The sequence below is a fragment of the Kutzneria sp. CA-103260 genome (assembly GCF_018263855.1).
Taxonomy (GTDB): domain Bacteria; phylum Actinomycetota; class Actinomycetes; order Mycobacteriales; family Pseudonocardiaceae; genus Kutzneria.
On the sequence record NZ_CP073318.1, the window covers coordinates 2316173 to 2333319 of the forward strand.

15 protein-coding genes are annotated in these 17147 nt (G+C 70.0%); 6 read left to right on the plus strand and 9 right to left on the minus strand.

Going from position 1 to position 17147, the window contains the following annotated elements:
* Positions 1-3 precede the first annotated feature (3 nt).
* Genes JJ691_RS10090 through JJ691_RS10100 form a run of 3 tightly spaced genes read left to right on the plus strand, consistent with a single transcriptional unit; the run spans position 4 to position 4277 of the window.
* The gene (locus tag JJ691_RS10090; protein ID WP_211768511.1) at positions 4-960 is read left to right on the plus strand and encodes an AAA family ATPase; all 957 of its coding nucleotides are present in this window, start codon (positions 4-6) and stop codon (positions 958-960) included.
* A complete protein-coding gene (locus JJ691_RS10095; RefSeq protein WP_211768512.1) occupies positions 944-1870 on the plus strand; it encodes a hypothetical protein in 927 nt (308 codons plus the stop codon). The genes JJ691_RS10090 and JJ691_RS10095 overlap by 17 nt, the downstream gene beginning before the upstream one ends.
* Positions 1857-4277 carry a VMAP-C domain-containing protein gene (locus tag JJ691_RS10100; RefSeq protein ID WP_211768513.1) on the plus strand — a complete coding sequence of 807 codons (2421 nt, stop codon included), beginning with the start codon at positions 1857-1859 and terminating at the stop codon, positions 4275-4277. Before JJ691_RS10095 ends, JJ691_RS10100 begins: the two co-directional genes overlap by 14 nt.
* A gap of 257 nt (positions 4278-4534) precedes the next feature.
* On the opposite strand, the gene JJ691_RS10105 is transcribed toward JJ691_RS10100, so the two are convergent.
* Together JJ691_RS10105 and JJ691_RS10110 are read right to left on the minus strand one after the other, a co-directional pair.
* On the minus strand, positions 4535-5107 hold the full coding sequence (locus JJ691_RS10105; protein WP_211768514.1) for a TetR/AcrR family transcriptional regulator: 573 nt from the start codon (positions 5105-5107) through the stop codon (positions 4535-4537).
* A 14-nt stretch (positions 5108-5121) separates the two neighbouring features.
* On the minus strand, positions 5122-6579 hold the full coding sequence (locus JJ691_RS10110) for an FAD-dependent monooxygenase (protein ID WP_211768515.1): 1458 nt from the start codon (positions 6577-6579) through the stop codon (positions 5122-5124).
* 159 nt (positions 6580-6738) lie between these two features.
* On the opposite strand from JJ691_RS10110, the gene JJ691_RS10115 reads away from it, so the two are divergent.
* The gene (locus tag JJ691_RS10115; RefSeq protein ID WP_211768516.1) at positions 6739-7062 is read left to right on the plus strand and encodes a putative quinol monooxygenase; all 324 of its coding nucleotides are present in this window, start codon (positions 6739-6741) and stop codon (positions 7060-7062) included.
* Between the two features lie 60 nt (positions 7063-7122).
* Here the strand turns inward: JJ691_RS10115 and JJ691_RS10120 are convergent, their stop codons facing one another.
* Both JJ691_RS10120 and JJ691_RS10125 read right to left on the minus strand, forming a co-directional pair.
* Complete coding sequence (locus JJ691_RS10120) at positions 7123-9282, minus strand: eCIS core domain-containing protein (protein WP_211768517.1); 2160 nt, start codon at positions 9280-9282, stop codon at positions 7123-7125.
* A gap of 171 nt (positions 9283-9453) precedes the next feature.
* Positions 9454-10149, minus strand: a complete 696-nt coding sequence (locus JJ691_RS10125) for a GntR family transcriptional regulator (protein ID WP_211768518.1) — start codon at positions 10147-10149, stop codon at positions 9454-9456.
* A gap of 143 nt (positions 10150-10292) precedes the next feature.
* Here JJ691_RS10125 and JJ691_RS10130 point away from each other — a divergent pair, with 143 nt between their 5' ends.
* A complete protein-coding gene (locus JJ691_RS10130; protein ID WP_211768519.1) occupies positions 10293-11090 on the plus strand; it encodes an alpha/beta fold hydrolase in 798 nt (265 codons plus the stop codon).
* 18 nt (positions 11091-11108) lie between these two features.
* Here the strand turns inward: JJ691_RS10130 and JJ691_RS10135 are convergent, their stop codons facing one another.
* The 5 genes from JJ691_RS10135 to JJ691_RS10155 form a co-directional block, all read right to left on the minus strand.
* A complete protein-coding gene (locus JJ691_RS10135; protein ID WP_211768520.1) occupies positions 11109-12272 on the minus strand; it encodes a glycosyl hydrolase in 1164 nt (387 codons plus the stop codon).
* Between the two features lie 82 nt (positions 12273-12354).
* Positions 12355-12951 (minus strand): malectin domain-containing carbohydrate-binding protein, encoded by a 597-nt coding sequence (locus JJ691_RS10140; protein ID WP_211768521.1) that lies wholly within the window; start codon positions 12949-12951, stop codon positions 12355-12357.
* Between the two features lie 164 nt (positions 12952-13115).
* Positions 13116-13259, minus strand: coding sequence for a hypothetical protein (locus JJ691_RS10145; protein ID WP_211768522.1), 144 nt, complete (start codon positions 13257-13259; stop codon positions 13116-13118).
* Between the two features lie 130 nt (positions 13260-13389).
* A complete protein-coding gene (locus tag JJ691_RS10150; RefSeq protein ID WP_211768523.1) occupies positions 13390-13758 on the minus strand; it encodes a hypothetical protein in 369 nt (122 codons plus the stop codon).
* Positions 13759-13840: 82 nt separating this feature from the next.
* Positions 13841-14215: a hypothetical protein gene (locus JJ691_RS10155; protein ID WP_211768524.1), complete on the minus strand. Its 375-nt coding sequence runs from the start codon at positions 14213-14215 to the stop codon at positions 13841-13843.
* A gap of 156 nt (positions 14216-14371) precedes the next feature.
* Between JJ691_RS10155 and JJ691_RS10160 the strand changes: the two genes are divergently transcribed.
* Positions 14372-17134, plus strand: coding sequence for an AfsR/SARP family transcriptional regulator (locus JJ691_RS10160; protein WP_249227808.1), 2763 nt, complete (start codon positions 14372-14374; stop codon positions 17132-17134).
* Positions 17135-17147: the final 13 nt, after the last annotated feature.

The following is a 17147-nucleotide window of genomic DNA, read 5'->3' on the forward strand; positions in this document are numbered from 1 at the left end:
AAGATGTTCGACCGCCCGCTGTTCGCGCCGGCAACGACCGACGTCGACCTCACGAACGTCACCGGGAACCCGCAGGTGGACCGGCCCGTCTACCGGTTCTCCGAGCGGCGGGCCGTCAACGCGGTCAACGTCGCCATGGCGGTCGGCCGCCCGCTGCTGGTCACCGGGCCGCCCGGATCGGGGAAATCGAGCCTTGCTCGCGGCGTGGCGGCCGAGCTGGGCTGGGTCTACCTCGAGCACGTCTTCACCTCACGAACCGAGCTGGCCGACCTAACCTGCGGCGCTGACCTCGTCCGCCGACTCGCCGACGCGCAGGTCCAGCGGCTGGGGCCGGACTGGGCATATCTACGGCCGGGCGTGCTGTGGTGGGCCTTCGACGCCGAGTCGGCGGTGCGGCGCGGCCATGGCGGTGGGATCGACCCGGGCGTCGGATTGAGCGATCCGCGCCAGGGCGTGTCCGGCGACGTCCACCACACCGTCGTGCTGCTCGACGAGATCGACAAGGCCGACCCGGACCTGCCCAACGACCTGCTCGAACCGCTGGACCAACGGGCCTTCACCGCGTTCGGCGACGTCCGGGTGACGGCCCGCAACGAGGTGCTGGTGGTGATCACCAGCAACGGGGAGCGGCGCCTGCCGCCGGCGTTCGTGCGGCGCTGCGTGCACCTGCATCTGGCGCCAGACTCGACGGAGTTCTTCGTCTCCGTGGCTCGGGCCCACTTCGGTGTCCGATCGGATGCCCTCTACGAGGAGGTGGCCGCCGTCTTCCACCGACTGCGGCGGGCGGCGACCCGATTGGGCCGGCGGGTGCCCTCCACCGCGGAATACGTCGACACCGTTCGGGCCTGTCTGCGGCTCGGGGTGCGCCCCGGCGAACCGGCATGGCTCTCGATCATGGAGGCGGCGCTGTGGAAGGACCCGCAGCTGCCCGAGGAGGCGAGCCATGACCTCCTCGGCTGACGACCGTGGCGAGATATCGTTCGCGGACGCCCTCGCGGCGATCACCCGCCTCGGCGCGTCGAGCCGCGAGGACATCGCCGAAGTCCTCGACCTGCTCGGCTTGATCGCGCCGTCGCCCGCATCACGCTACGACATGGCGGAGGAGCGGCCGTTCGCTCGCACGGCGCCGCCCGAACCCTCGGGTGACGCGTTGTGGTCGCCGTCCGACGATGGTGCGGAGCCCGAACCAGATCCGGTGCTCGGCCCCTTTCAGCCTTTCATCGGCGAAGCGACCGTCGAGCCGGCGCGGCAACCGGACTGGCTCGATCTCCTGCCGGCACTGGCCGTGCCCACGCAGGCGGTTCTGGAGAACCCGGTGCCGCCGCCGGTGGATCCGATGCTGGTGCGTGCATCGATGATTGACCTGGTCACCGTGGACGGTCAGCGGCGGGTCCTGGATGTACGGGGCGTGGTCGACTGCCTGGCCCAGGCACGGGCCATCGATCCGCTGCCGCTACTCGCGCCGCGCCGGCCGGCGTCGTTGGTCCAAATCCTCGTCGACCACGGCGAGGGAATGCAGCCCTACCAGCACGACGTCGCGTTCTTCATCGACCGGTTACTCGAAGTGGTCGGGCCGGACGGCAGTGAGCTGCACACGTTCGTGGGCACCCCGTTGCTCGGCATCGACCCCGATCCGTTCACTGGCGCGTCTCGAGACTGGCGGCCCCCCGGACTGGGCGCGCTGGTGGTCGTCATCGGCGTGCAGAGCAGGTTCAACCCTGTCGAATGGCAAGCGGTCGCTCGGACGGTTGCCGACCATGGTGGGTGGCTGGTCGTGCTCTCCCCATCCGCTCTACCGGACACGCCGTTGATGCGGGTCGTTCGGTGGGACGACCTGAACGACCCCGGAGGCCGTCATGGCCGACCTTGACCGCGGCGCCGACCTGGTCCGGCGTTCGCCGTGCGGTGGATTCCCCGAACTCGCCCGCGCTCTGTCGTTGGCGGTTCGGATCGAACCCGCCCTGTTGCGCCATGCCAGGCTTCTGCTGGCGCCGACAGCGCCGATCGCAGCTGAGGCTGCGCTGTGGTTCAGTCCGATCGTGCTGACCCGCAATGCGACGGGTGTGGTGTTCGACCCGGACGCGATCGCCGTGCTGCGACGCCAGCTGGCCGGCCAACCGGAGTTGGGGCGGCGGGCACGTGCACTGGTGGCCCGGCTGCACCAGAACTGGCCTTCAACGCTGCGACACGAGGAAGACCTCGTGTGGCTGTGGGTCGCGGGTGGCCACGACCTCGAAGCGCATCTGCGTCCAGTGCTGAAGGCCATGGTGACGCACGCCGACGGCGGCATGAAGGTGGCTCGCTGGGTCACCCAGGCGTGGACGCGGCTGCCGGAGGAGATCACCGGCAGCCCGCTCGGCCATCAGATCGAAGTCGCGACGACGCTGCGCACCGGCATCCCGATCGGCCGCGTCCGGCCGGGAAGTCACGCTCTGCCCGACGATCTCTCATGGTTGGTGCCACGCCACGAGACAGGCCACGCAAACGTCCGGGTCGCGCTCGCGACCGGGACGAACGGGGTGCGCTTCCTATCACCCGATGTCCGCAAGCTCGATGACCGTCACGCGGTAATCACCGTGCCCGCGACATCCCCGCCACTGGTCGAACTGAGCTGGACCGTAGGCGGCCACCGTCACCATCGCATCGTGCCGGCAGTGCCGGACACCGACGTGTCCATCGGCGGGCCGGTCAGGGATTTGACCGTTCGGACCCTCTCAGGCCTCGTCCGCAAGGCACAGCCAGGATCCCTCGGAGGCTTCAAGGCACAGCCGGAATCCTTCGGAGGCAGCTTAGCCGGCCGCCCGCAGCTGCCGGAACCCGTGCGCAACCGGTTGGTGGCGCTGTTGCTCGAGGTGGAGGACCTGCACGATCCGAGCACCCGTGGCCTGCTCGTGTCCGAGTTGCGCAACCGGCTGGGCCCCAGCTTCGAAGTGCCGATGCAGGCGAGCGACCGGCTGTACACGATCGCGCTGATTGAGGAGTGCCAGCGGCATTATGGGGGCCTGCGCAAGTTGGTGGACGCGTTGCGGCTGATCAGCCCGGGCCACTACCGCGTGGACGAGGCGGCGGAACTGGTGGCCGCGCACATCCCGCTGGAGATCCTGCACGCCGCCGAGCGCGCGGACCTGCGCAAGCTGCTGGCGCCGCTGACGTCCGAGGTGGACTTGACCAGCTTGTATCGGGCGGCCATGGGGCCGCACGCACTGGAAGTCGAGTCGGCCCCGAATGACTTGCTGGGCGTGGTGGACGAGCTCGTCAACATGATGACGCCGCCGGGACAGCTGCCGCCGCTGCTGGTGTTCGTGGAGTACCTCGCGGCCGCTGTGGACGGTCGCGGTCAGACGGCGCAGGCGTTGCGGCGCTGGAACGCGGACGTGGTGTGGCGCTGCGGACTGCCGCCGCAGCTGCTGGCCGCGGCGCGGGAGAGCGCGCACTTCCACACCAGCAAGCCCGGCGGGCGTGCCTCGCTGCTGGTGCAAGTCGAGGAGGACGGCCTGGACCACAACCGGTTCCAGGTGTCGGTGTGGCTGTGGCTGGACACCGACAGCCAGCTGCTGGCACGTGACGACCACTCGTACACGCTGGAGGAGATCCCGGACGTCCTCGACCGCGCGCTGCTGGACTGCGACAGCCTGCTGGTGCCGGGCACCGTGGAGCCGATGGTGGAGTTCATTCTGCCGCACCGCCTGCTGGTGACGCCCGTGGACAAGTGGCTGATCACCTCCGGCACGCCGTACCGCAGCCGGCTCGGCTTCTACTACCCGGTGGTCGTGCGCAGCCTGGATCGTCTGCGCACGACGTCGCTGCCACTGCGTCAGCAGTGGCGCGCGAAGTGGCGCTGGCTGCAGGAGCACAGCGGCCTGCACCCGGACGCGGCCGTCCGATGGATCACCGAGGAGGACGGCCGCGACCCGCAGCACCTCCACAGCGAACTTTCCAACGACCTACCAGTGTGCGTCGCATGGCACGGCACACCGCCACCGGAACACTTCGCCGCGGACTCCGTGCTGGGCGCCGCGATTTGGGCCGGCGTGCCAGCCGTGGTCTGGTGCAGAGGCGATCACGCCGACCACAGCCAGCTGGCCGAGCTCGTCCGAACGACGCCGTTGTCTCGACTTCCCGAGGCAGTGCAACGAGCCCGCAAGGAGGCCGACACCGTGGGCGCCGCGGACGACCACTGCGGCAACCATCTCAGCCTGCTCTGGGATGACCCGTCCCGCTTGCCCGAGCCCCGACTCGGGGACGTCGAGCAACAGGGTATAGCGGAATCGTGGTAGCGAGGGCTCACCGTGCGCGTGGGTGGGGGAGCTTCAGCTGAAGCTCGGCACACACGGCCACCCGACCCGACAGGCATGGCGGACTTTCCGGCCTCGGGGTGGTTTGTCCGTGAGATGTGGTTCTGGCTCGAATCCGGTGACCAGTTCGCCGTCGAGCGCGTAGCCGAAGGACGAGGAGGCGTAGTCGTGACGCAGTACGGAAAATGCCTCGGTCCCGGCGCCCAACGCGGCGACATGGTCAACTCCAACAACCCGACTCAACAAAGAGGACGGTCCACCGGCGCCGGTCCGGTGAGCAGCTGGCTGACCACCGGGCCGATCCAGGCGGTGAGCTCGGCGTGGTCCATCTCGGCAATGCCCGGGGTGCGTAGCACGTAGCGGCTGGTGGCGAGTCCGAGCATGAACGCGCCGAGCAGGGCGGCACGTTCGAGCGGATGGTCCGTGGTGGCCGCGGCGAAGGCAGGGGCGACCTGCGTGCCGAACACGGTCCGCATCGTCTCGGCGGCGACCGGGCTGCTCATGGCCGCGCGCAGCAGAGCGAGAAAGGTGCCCTCGTCCTCCCAGACGGCGACGAAGCGGGGAATCAGGGCCGCGGCCAAGTCCTCGGGAGCCACCGCGCTGAGGTCGGCGAAGTCCACCGTGAAGTCCACGGCCGCGGCGAACAGGTCCTGCTTGCTGCCGAAGTACCGGAACACGAGCGCGTGGTCGACGCCGACATCGGCGGCGATCGCCCGCAGCGTCGTCCGGTCGTACCCGTCGGTGCCGAACCGAATGCGCGCGGCCGCGAGGATGTCCGCGCGGGTCGCGTCGGCGTCGCGCGTCCGTGCCATGGACCGATCGTAGGTCACCGCCCGGTGACCGCCCGCTGGCCGTCGCCGGTCCACGCGGTCAGCGTGGTCCGCCACCCATCGCGACCGGTGGCGGCGCTCGATCCGGCCCAGGCGATGTAGCCGTCCGGCCGCACCAGAACCGCGGGTCCGCGATCGGCGCGTTCGGCCTGGATCAGGTCGGTGTCGAGCCGTCGTGCTCCGGACTCGCGGACGAGCACGAACCCCGGTTCGCGTTGCAGCACGGTCAACCGCTGTCCACGCAAGGGAATCTCGGTCGCCCGCGTGCCGACCAGCGGGTGTTCGTTCCGGCGCCGCGGATAGCGCAGCGTCACGCCGGCGAAGCCGGCGGCCATGGCGTCCGAGACGCGGCGGATGCCCAGCAGCCGCGGGGCGAGCAGGTTCTGGAGGCTGCGCCTGGGCCCGGTGGCCTGCGTGATCGCGCGCATCATCGCGCCGCTGCGGGCCAGCACGTCCCGGCCGACCGGATACCGCTCGGCGTGATAAGTGTCCACAATGGACTCCGGCGCGCCGGTCAGCGCGAGGGCGAGCTTCCAGGCCAGGTTCACGGCGTCCTGGACGCCGGTGTTGAGGCCCTGCCCGCCCATCGGTGAATGCACGTGCGCGGCGTCGCCGGCGAGCAACACCCGCCCGGCGCGGTAGCGTTCGGCCTGCCGTTCCTCGCAGTGGAACCGGGACTTCCAGCTGATCTCGGCGACGCCGACGTCCCTGCCGAGGGCGCGCCCGAGCACGTCGCCCACCTCCGCCGGGTCGACCGGCGCGTCGTCGGGCAGCTGATGGCGGCGGTCCCATGTCATCGAACGGAACCAGCCGGTGTCGCCGTAGGGCGCGAGAAAGCCGAACACTTCGCCAGTGCTGGCCATGGTCAGGCCACCCTCGGTCGGGCCGCGGTCCAGGCGCACGTCGGCCAGCACAACCGAACTCAGCACCGACTCGCCCGGGAATCCGATCCCCGCCAGCTCTCGCACCCGGCTGTGCGCGCCGTCCGCGCCGACCACGTACCGGGCCCGCCAGACCGTCGGTTCGCCGCCGTTCTTGGGGCGCGCGATCACGCTGACGCCGTCGGCATCCTGCACCAGGTCCGTCACCTCCGCGCCGCGCAGGACGGTCGCGCCCTGCGCGCGGGCATAGCCCTCCAGTGCTCGGTCGACGTTGGTCTGCGGGGTGATCAGCACGCCCCGGTAGCGTGAAGGCAGCCGGCTGAGATCCAGCGTCGCGCCGCCGAACAGTCGCACCGCGTCGGTGATGATTCCTTTGTCCAGCAACGGATCCGCCAGCCCGCGGCTGTCTAGTACCTCCAGCGTTCGGGCCTGCACCGCGAACGCCCGGCTCGACGGATTGACGTCGGGCCACCGCTCCAGCACGGTCACCTGCCGGCCGGCCCGGGCCAGATCGCCGGCCAGGGCCATGCCGGTCGGACCGCCGCCGACGACCACAACTTCGGTAGCGGGCATGGCCGCCTCCCTTCAAGTCACCAACTGGTGACCACGCTAGCGGCCAAGTCACCAGCCGGTGACTTTTTGTCCCGCTGAGCGGGACGCGACCGCGAGCCCGGCGCCCGGACCGCCCTATGCTCGCCCGATCACCGACCGCTTTCCGTTGGGAGACAATCAATGCTGGCCATCACGATCCGGTTCGCCGTGCGCCCGGAATGGGCCGACCGCTGGCTCGACCTCGTCGCCGAGTTCACCGAGGCGACCCGAGCGGAGGCCGGCAACTTGTGGTTCCGGTGGTCCCGCGACGTCGACGACCCCGGCGTCTTCTACCTGCTGGAAGGCCACCGGGACGAGGCGGTCGAGGCGCACCTTCGCTCACCGCTGGTCCCCAAGATCCAGCGCGAATGGCCGGCGGCCCTGCTCGACACGCCACGCGTGCTGATGGCCACCCTGCCGGGCGACGAATGGCCCGAACTCGACCTGTTGCCCGTCGCCCGGTGAACCACCGTGTGAACGCCAGTGGCAGTCGAACATGCCCACGGGCGTGGCCGCATGATCAGTTCAGGGGTGTTCCCACAGGATTCCCTTGTACCGCAGGTTCCGCAGCCGCGCCGCACGTTCCTCGTCGGTCTGCCGGTCGGGCAGCGGCCGCGTGGTGGTGCCGTCCCAGTACTCGTCCGGCGTCCAGTCGGCTCGGTGGGCCTGCTCCTCGATCACCGTGCCGTCCGGTCCCTGACGGGTGATCGGCCCACGGTTGGGGCTCACCCCGGTGCCTGGCCGGGTCGCGCCCGGTGTGGCCGCCATCGCGGCCGCGATCAGGGCGTCGGCGGCGTGCTGCCAGGTGTACCGGCTCAGCAGGCGCTGGAGCTGCCCAGCGTCCTCACGGCGGTCGGCCAGGGTGTTCGACAGTCGTTTGATCGCACTGGCCCACGCGTAAGCTCGGTCCTTGGTCCCGTCCTCGGTTTCCCGGCCGCTCGCCGGGTCGATCTCGTACGGTGCCGGGACGACCATCGGGTTGGGCTGCCCGAACTCCTCGAACCGGGACAGGAACTCGGCGGCGCCGCTCTCGTCGTTGACCATCACCGGGATGCCGGCTGCCTCCGTCGCGACCAGCCCGAAGCCCTCGTGCAGGGACGGCATGATCAAGGCGTCCGCGTTCGCCCGGTCGGCGTCCAGTTCGGCCGCGTTCGGCGTGAACGGCTTCACGGTGACCATGCCCCGCCCCAGCAGCTTGACACGGTTCTGAAACTCCTGGTGCTTCGCCGCATCCGTGTTCGGATCGGGGCCACCGCGGATGGTGAGGTGGATACGCAGGCCCAACCGGCGCAGAATGCCGACCGCCTGGACCGCGGCGTCGACCCCCTTGATCACGTCCGTGGCGCGGCCGGTGAGCAGGAGCCTGACCACCGGCCGCGGCAGCCGCAGCCCCGGCTGGTGGGGCGGAGCTGGTTCGGTGTGCTCCCTGATCGCCTTCGGATCGGTGCCGGGCACCAACTCGTGCACGGCCGGGGAACGCAGGATCTGCTTCGAAAGCCGCTCGGCCTCCGCCGTGAGCAGCGGTCCCACCCCCACGACGAGGTCGGAATGCTGCATCACCCCGCGTTCGATGTCGGCGTTGTGCTTGCCCTTGTCCGGCCGCTCCTTGATCTTGTCCAGGCGGACCGGGCTGGTGTGCAGGAAATGGACCAGCCGCGCCTGGGGGTACCACGCGTCCCGGATGGCTTTGGCGCCGGGACCGGAGAACCGGGAGTGCCCGATGATGACGTCGAACGAGTCCGGCTTCGAGGGCAGCCCGTAATCGCCGGGTCGTTGCCTCGCCATCGAGACAAGGTGGAGCCGGCCCTCGACCCGCTTCGTCGGATCGTCGGCGCGCACCGGCGGCTGGTCGTTCACCACCTGGGCGCCACCGTGTTCCGCGGATTTCCGCTCGGTGTCGTGGTTGACCGCCTCGTCCGCGGTCAGCATCGTCACGTCGTGGTTGACGGTGAGGCCCTTGATCAGCTCCATGTTGAACACCGGCACCCCGCCGAGGCCGTTGCCGCTCACGTCCGAGACGACAAGGACCTTGGGACGAACGGCCTGCTCCTCGTCCACGGCTCGCTGCACACTGCCGGTAGCGGGTTCCGTCGCCTGGCGCGGGGTCTCGTCGTGCCGGGGCGACCCGGCCAGGACACGGGTGGCGTTCGCCTCGGCCTCCCGTTCGAACCGGTCACCGGGGTCGGAGATCCGCAGTCCGTCACCCTGGTCGGTGCCGGCGACCTGACCCGAGCGTTGCTGGATGACGTGGGTGAGCTCGTGCGCCAGGGTGTGCTTGTCGAGACCGCCGGTGCCGGCGACGATGTGGCTGCCCGAGGTGTAGGCGCGAGCACCGATCTCGGTGGCGGAGCGCTGGGCGGCTGGGCCGGTGTGCAGGCGCACGTCGGAGAAGTCCACGCCCATCCGGTCCTCCATCTCCGCTCGCAACGGCGCGTCGAGGGGCCGGCCGGCCGAGCGCAGCACGTCCGGCACGGTGGAGCGCTGCACGGGCTGGGCATGGCTGCAGCCGTCGGCGCAGCTGTGCGGTTGTGCGGTGATCAGCCGGGCGACGGCGGCGTTGCCGATGGACCGCTGCAACGCCAGCATCGCTTCCTCGGACGTCGTGGCGGCCGGCCGGGAACTTTCCGTCTGCTTGGGCCGGCGCGCCTGCGACGCCTGGTCGCCCTCCCGATTCCTGGCGTGCATCCGACTCCCTCAGCAGTGCCGAACAGTGCTCACGCCGACGTTGCCCGCCGCCGACCGTCGGCGGAATGGCCAGGAGGGCACGGCTCCGCCTCGACGCGGTGCCTGAACGGACATCGGTTCTGGTTGCGAGGCCTCGTCGCGCCCGCTGGTCTGCGCTGATCCGATGCTCGGTCAGCGGCCGAGCAGTCGCGCGCTTTCCTCGGCCCGCCGCAGCGCGGTCAGCAGCGCGGCCCGGCCCGCCTGGTCGATGTCCGTGGTGAGGGCGTCGACCGCGGCCTGTCCGCCCTGCTGGAGCTGCTCGACCAGGTCCCGGTGGACCGTGGCCAGCCGGGCGGCGTCGAAGTCGGGCCGAACGAACGTGAGCAGCAGGCGGATCTCGTCCTCGCAGCGCTGGTAGCTGTCCACCAGGTGCTGGTTGCCCGCCGCCGCGACGATCGAGCGGTGGATGGCGCTGTGCGCCTCGGTCAACTCCCGCCAGGGCGGGCTCGGAGTCCGCTCGGCCAGCGACTCGAGCTGTTCCACCTGGGCCAGCACCGGGCCGAAGTCGGCGCTCGCGTCCAGCGCCATCCGCAGGGCGCCGAGCTCGAGCACTTTGCGGTAGTCGAACACCTCGTCGATGCGTCGCCGGCTCAGCGGCGGGACGACAGCGCCTCGATTCCGCTCGTGGACCACCAGTCCACGCTCGACGAGCAGCCGCAGGCCCGAGCGGATCGTGTTGCGACCGACGTCGAAGCGCTCGGCGAGGTCCTCCTCGCGGAAGCGGGTGCCGACCGGATGGGCCCCGTCCAACAGCTCGTCACGAAGGATCGCCGCGACGCGCTCCGGCGCGGTCCGCGCTTCGGCCGACCTGACGGACGATGCGGTCATGTTCCCTCGATCCACCTGGTGCCCACCTCTGACTGATCACGATACACGGAGGTGGGGACCTATCAGGCTTGAGATTGTAGTACAATCACGCTGGTGATTGACGTTCAATCAAGTCTTTAGCGTCCTGCAGCCGAGGAGTGCCCATGCCGATCGATGGAGTTCGTGTGCACGGCGCCGCCGGACAGCCGGTGCTGCTGCTGCCCGGCGGCGCCGAGTCCTGTGACGGCTTCTTTCCGGGGCTGCCCGAAGGGCTCGTCGCCGATCCCGGCTGCCGCGTCGTCGTGCACGACCGTCCCGGCACCGGAACCTCGGCCACGCCAGGGAGTCTCGCCACGGCCGCGTCCCACCTGAACGCGCTGATCAACGAACTGGGTTGCGGCCCGGTGGTCGTGGTCGGGCAGAGCTTGGGCGGGGCGGTGGCCCTGCTCCTGGCCCGCGACCACCCCGAGAACGTCGCCGGCATCGTCATGCTCGATCCGACCCCGATCAACGATCCGCGCTTGTCCGCGCGGGTGGAACGCGCCGTGCGCGTCATCGGGCCGCTGGCGAAGATCCGACCGGTGCACAAGGTGCTCACCGCACTCACCCGGGCGTCCGTCAAACGGACGATGCGCGACCTGCGGCTGCGACCGGACTGCGCGGCCGCCCTCGACCGGACCTGCGACCTCGACTACCCGACGCTGGATCGCGCGGTCCGCGGCCTCACCCGGCTGTCCGCCGACTTCCACGAATCCGAACTGCCGCGACTCCCGAGCGTGTTGATCACTGCGGACCGCAAGCCGGACCACCCTGTCCGGCAAGCCCATGCCCGACTTGCCACCGCCCTCGGCGCATCGCTGCTGAGCTGGCCCGGCACCACGCACAACGTGCAGGTCGACCACCCGGACGAAACCCTCGCCGCCGTGCGTGAACTGGTGGCCCGGATCGAGTCCGCGACCTGACCAGGCATGGCTAGCTCGTCACGTCAGGCACAGCCACACCACGAACGGGACCGGGATCAGCAACGCCATGCCGAGCCAGGCGCCGAGACGCCTACCGCGGCGCAGGGGTAGAAGCACGTCGATTGTCAACGCCAGCACGAGAAGCAGGGCCCCGGTGACGACCGCCGCGAACATCACCACCCCCGCGTGGTCGAGGGTGGTGTAGTCGCAGTTGACCAGGTCCCGTCTGGCCACGTCCTCGACGCTCTTGCAGTCCATCGGCAGGTAGTTGACCACGAGCCACCGGGCCAGGTGGAGCGGTGCCATGGCGAGCACCCCGAGGCCGAGATTCACCAGGGCTGGCAACCAAAGCCGGCCTCTCACGGGTCGGTCGTGACCGTCAGCCGCCGCCGTCTCAAGCCCGTTCAACTCTGCTCCCGCCCCTTGTGCCCCGTCCACAGACCGTGGATTAGGACGCTCGGGTCCTGTCGCCAGTTGCGTGACAGTCCACGACCGGGGAGAAGGACTACTTCTTCGACCGGAACGCCGGTTGCGCTGCTTCGGGTGCGGGCTCGGGCAGTGGCCGGAAGGTTCGCGGCACCGCGGCTGCCGCACGGCCGGCCGCGGTCGCCCGTGGTCACCGGCGCCGACGAGCTCCCGGAGCCCAGGCAGGCCCGGGGTGAGCGACCAGCGTTCCTCCTTGTCGATCCCGATCCAGTCCACGTACGCGCCGCCCGGGTAGGCGAGCGCCTCGTCGTTCCAGTCGGCGGCGGGGCTCGGTCCGTTGTTGTAGGCCCAGCACCACTGGACGTCGCGAGCGCCCTGGGCGCACACGATGTCGTGCACGCGACGGTAGGCCCGCGGGTTCTGGTTGTTGGTGGCGACTGCCCAGGGGCACCAGTTTCCGTTGAACTCGTGGCCCCAGCGCACGATCAGGGGGCCGCCGTACCGCGCGAACTCGCGGCCGCGAGCGGCGATGTAGTCGTCCCACTGCCCACTCGTGATGGCGTCCAACCTGATTTGGCCGGGGTCGGTCAGCGCAAGTGCTGGATCCCATTGCTCCCAGGTGAAGTGCGGAAGGACATTCCGCCGCCAGAGCGCCTCGGCCGTGGCCACGGGGAACGCGGCTCGGCGACCCCAGTTGTCGAACCACATCACGCTCGCGGGCGTGGCGCCGTAGTCGGCGAACGCGCTTGCCGGCACGGTCGACTGGTCGGGTTCGTGCGGACAACGGTTCCGCCCCGGCGGTGGCATGTGCTGGCCCGCCGCCGGGGCGTGCGCCGGCTCAGGAGGTCGCCGGCACCAGGGCGATCGCGTTGACCTGGGGCTGGTCGACGGCGTCGCGGGTGAACGCGATGGTCACCGTGCCGGTGGCGTCGGCGGTGACCGGGAAGTCCTTCTCGACGCCGAACGCCTCCTGGCCGTCGGCGCCGCGGGCGATGGCGGCGGCGATGATGTCGAAGTTGGTGAGCACCTTCGAGCCGTTGACGGTGACGTCGAACTCGCGCTGTCCGGGGTGCTTGAAGTACCAGTCGAGGAAGTACAGGCGGGCCTCGTAGCCGGCGCCGGCCTGCAGGCCCGGGATGGTGTAGGTGAACTCGCCGACCCGTGAGGTGTCCCAGATGCCGGCGGGCAGCGGGTGCGTGACGGTGCCCCCGAAGTTGGGCAGGCTGGGAGTGCCGGTGGGCATGGTGTCGGCGCTGCCGCCGGACCAGTAGGTGTCGGCCACGAAACCGTCGCCGCCGGCGCCGCCGAGGTCGATCGCCACACCGCCCGCGTTGTCGGCGTGCGCGAGGGCCGACGTGCCCAGGACGGCGCACAGCACCGTCGCGGCGGCGACGCCGGCTCGGGCCGTCGTGCGGCGGCCAAGAGGTGTGCTCACGGGGGACTCCGATCGTCTTGACGGGCGGGAGAGCGCTCTCTGGGCTGCCGGCTCGGTTGGAGGACCGGTGACCGGCAGGTGGGAGAGCGCTCTCCTACCGTCGCGGGCAGCCGTCCGGACGGTCAAGGCTCCTGCACGAATGTGGGTTCGTCCTTGCCCGGCAGTCACGCACGAGGCACGGAACCCGGCAGCAGGGCGAAGTAGATCGCCGTGGTGGCGTCGAGCGCCAACGACGCCGGCGCGTTGACCAGAGCGACCAGTGCCGTCACGAGGTAGAGCGCCGGACTGACCAGGCTGCGCCGGCTCATCGCGCGCAGCCAGCGTCGGCAGCTGGGCGGCGAGCGTGGCGGAGATGCTCGGGCTGGCCGCCCACACCGACGGCCCGGACGGCGGTGCGTACGGTGTTGGCGAGGGTCTTTCGGACGACGCCGGCGCGGGTCAGCAGGTGGTGATCATGGCGACGGCCGCCCAGTCGATGTTGCCACGTTGTTCGCCGGCCGGCAGACGCCATGGGGGTCTACCGTCGACGAAGTAGATCACCGGACGGGTGCCGAGCATGTTGTTGTCGAAGGAACCTGCGCTCAACCACGGGATCGGGAGGTTCCCACAGCCGTATACGCCGATGTCGTCACCGGTGAGGTTCGGACCCGAGTACGCGCAGAACCACCCGGGAGCGGCTCCTCCCTGGCACTGCGGCAGGTTGACCATGGAGGGCTCGATTCGCGCCGGCGCCGCGCCGGCCACAGCCGGCAGCGACATCAGCATGGCGGCTATCGAGACCGACACGGCAAATCGTTTCGTGATCACAATTTTCTCCATCGCCTGAGGAAGATCGGTGTTGTCCTCCGCGCGGGCGTCGCGCGGAGGACAACCAGCCCGGACGGGTTGCTCAGCAGTTCGTGATCGAGGCGACCGGCGCCCAGTCCACGTTCGTCTTCTGGTACGAGGCGGCGGCCGGCATGTGCCAGGCGGTCGCGCCATTGGCCCAGTACAGCCACGGCCGGGTGCCGGGGGTCTGCTCGTTGTCCCACGATCCCTTGCTGGTCCACGGAATCAGGTAGTTCGCGCAGTCGTACATGCCGATGCTCTGACCGGTGAAGTTCTGGCCGGAGTACGCGCAGAACCACCCGGGATCGGCGCCGCCCTGGCACTGCGACGGGTTGTTCACGTACGGCGTCGCCACCGCGGTCGACGCGCTGGCCGCCGCCGGCAGCGTCAGCACCGTGCCGGCCATCGCCGCAACCGTCGCGGCCAAGACCGCCATCCGTCTCATGATCACCGTTCTTCTCCCTTGCCTGTGAGACCTTGGTGTTGCTCTGGCACGGCACGACGGTGCGCTCGCAACCCTCGCGGAACCTTCGGGAAAGCTTGAAACCGGTGGTCCGGTCTGCTAAGCCGACACGGGGAGAGCCGATCCGGCGTGGGGGAAGTGGTGGCTGCGGAGTTCCGCGTGTTGGGCACCGTCGAAGCACTCGACGACGGTCACCCCGTCGACCTCGGCCACACCAGGCAACGCGCCGTGTTGGCCGTCTTGCTGGTGCAGGCCAACCATCCTGTGCCCGTCGATCAGTTCGTGGACCACGTCTGGGGCGAGCATCTTCCCCAACGCGGTCGCGATGCCTTGTACAGCTACGTTTCCCGACTGCGCGCGGTCCTGGCAGCCCTGCCGGACGTGTCCCTGCACCGGCGCTCCGCCGGCTACCTGCTCAGCGTCGACGAGGCAACGGTGGACCTGCACCGGTTCCGTCAGCTGATCACCCAGGCTGGGGCCTCGACCGACGACAACCAGGCCCTGGCACTGTTCGACGAAGCCCTGGCCCTGTGGCGCGGGATGGCCTTCGCGGATCTGGACAGCCCCTGGCTGGCCTCGGTGCGAACGACGCTGGCGGCGGAGCGTCGTACCGCGGAGTTGGACCGCACCGACGCCGCGTTGCGCTGCGGACGCCACACCGAACTACTGGCCGACCTCATCGCCCACGCGGCGCAACACCCGTTGGACGAACGCCTTGCCGGCCAGGTGATGCTCGCGCTGTACCGCTCGGGCCGCCAAGCCGACGCGCTCCACCACTACCGCCACCTCCGCGGGGAGCTGGTCGACCAACTCGGCACCGATCCCAACCCCGGGCTTCAACAGCTGCACCAGCAGATCCTGACTGCGGACCCGACGTTGACCATCCCCGCCGCGCCGAAGGTGACGCCGCGCCAACTGCCCCCGGCACCCGCGGGATTCACCGGCCGCAGCAACGAACTCGCGGCTCTGGACATCACCGACGGAAACACCGTGCTGATCTCCGCACTCGCCGGGGCCGGCGGGATCGGCAAAACCTGGCTCGCCCTGCACTGGGCCCACACCCACGCTGACCGCTTCCCCGACGGACACCTGTTCGCCGACCTACGCGGCTTCAGCCCTGACAGCACCTCGCTCGATCCCTTGACCGCGGTCCGCGGCTTCCTCGACGCCCTGGGCATTGACCCCGCACGCGTCAGCGGCGGCCTGGCCGAGCACACCGCCCGCTACCGCAGCCAGATCGCCGGCCGACGCATGCTCATCGTGCTCGACAACGCCGCCGCCCCCGACCAAGTCATCCCGCTGCTACCCGGCACACCCTCGTGCACCGTGATCGTGACCAGCCGCATCATCCTCACCCCGCTGGTCACCCGGTACGGGGCCCGCCACCTGAACCTGGACGTTCTCACCGACGCCGAGGCACATGCTCTTCTCGCCCAGCGCCTGGGGCATGCGCGGGTGGCAGCCGAGCCGGACGCGGTCGCCGAACTGATCCGCCTGTGCGGACGTTATCCGTTGGCGTTGAGCATCATCGCCAGCCGCGCCCAGGCCCACCCCGACCTGCCGCTGGCCGAGTTCACCACCGAACTCCGGGACGCCGACCTGGTCGCACTCGACGACGCCGACCCGACTGCCAGCCTGCCCGCCGTGCTGTCCTGGTCCGTCCGCGGCCTGACCACCCAGCAGCGCACGGTGTTCGCCCTGCTCGGCATCGCCCCCGGCCCTGACATCGGACTACCCGCCACCGCCAGCCTCACCGGACTGGGAATGACGGAGGTGCGGACGGTGCTGAGGGAGCTGGTGGCGGCGTCGCTGCTGAACCGCCACGCCCGCGACCGCTACGCCATGCACGACCTGATCCGCGCCTACGCCATCACCACCGCCAACGACCTGGATGACCAGACGAGGGAGACAGCACTGCGACGAGTCCTGGACTTCTACACCCATACCGCCCACACCGCCGACCGCCTCCTGAACTCCAACCGACCGCCGATCCAGCTAGCCCTACCCGTCCTTGGTGTCCGACTCCAGCCACTGTCCGACATTCCCGCAGCGATGGCCTGGTTCGACGCCGAACATCCAGCCTTGCTCGCCGCCCAATACACCGCCGCCGCCCACACCTGGCACTCCGCGGTGTGGCAACTGGCGTGGGCCTTGACCACCTTTCACCTCCGACAAGGGCTTCGCCACGACCGGCTCGCCGTCTGGCGGGCCGCGCTGGATGCCTCTGCGCACCTCCCCGACCCCGCCATCCGCATCCGCGCGCACTGGTACCTCGGCCAGGTACACGTGGACCTGGGGCGTCACCAGGAGGGGATCGAGCATCTGCAGCAAGCTCTCGCGCTGGCCGAGGAGCATCACGACACCGATCACCAAGCCCACATTCACCGCATGCTCGCGTGGGCGCGGGCACACCAGGGAGACGATCAAGGAGCTCTGGAACACGCTACCCGTGCCCTGGACCTCCACCGCATGCTCGACCGACCGGTGGGGAAAGCCAATGCGCTCAACGACATGGGCTGGTACGCAGCCCGGCTAGGTGACTACGACACCGCGCGTGATTGCTGTCAGGAAGCCCTTGCCACCCACCGGGACCACCACAACCTTGAGGGCGAGGGGGCCGCCCTGGAAAGCCTCGGCTACATCGACCACCACAGCGGCCACCATCAAGAGGCCATCGGCCACTATCGGCAAGCCCTCGCCCTTCGCCGCACCCTCAGCAACATTCACTACGCTGCCACCACCCTCGATGCTCTTGGCCACCCTCATGCCGCGCTCGGCGAGGACGAGCAGGCCCGGTCGGTGTGGCGGGAGGCGTTGGAGCTGTACCGGCGGCAAGGTCGCGACGACGAGGCCGACCGAGTACAGCGTCAACTCGATGCCCTGGATGGTTGATTCCAGGCCGGAT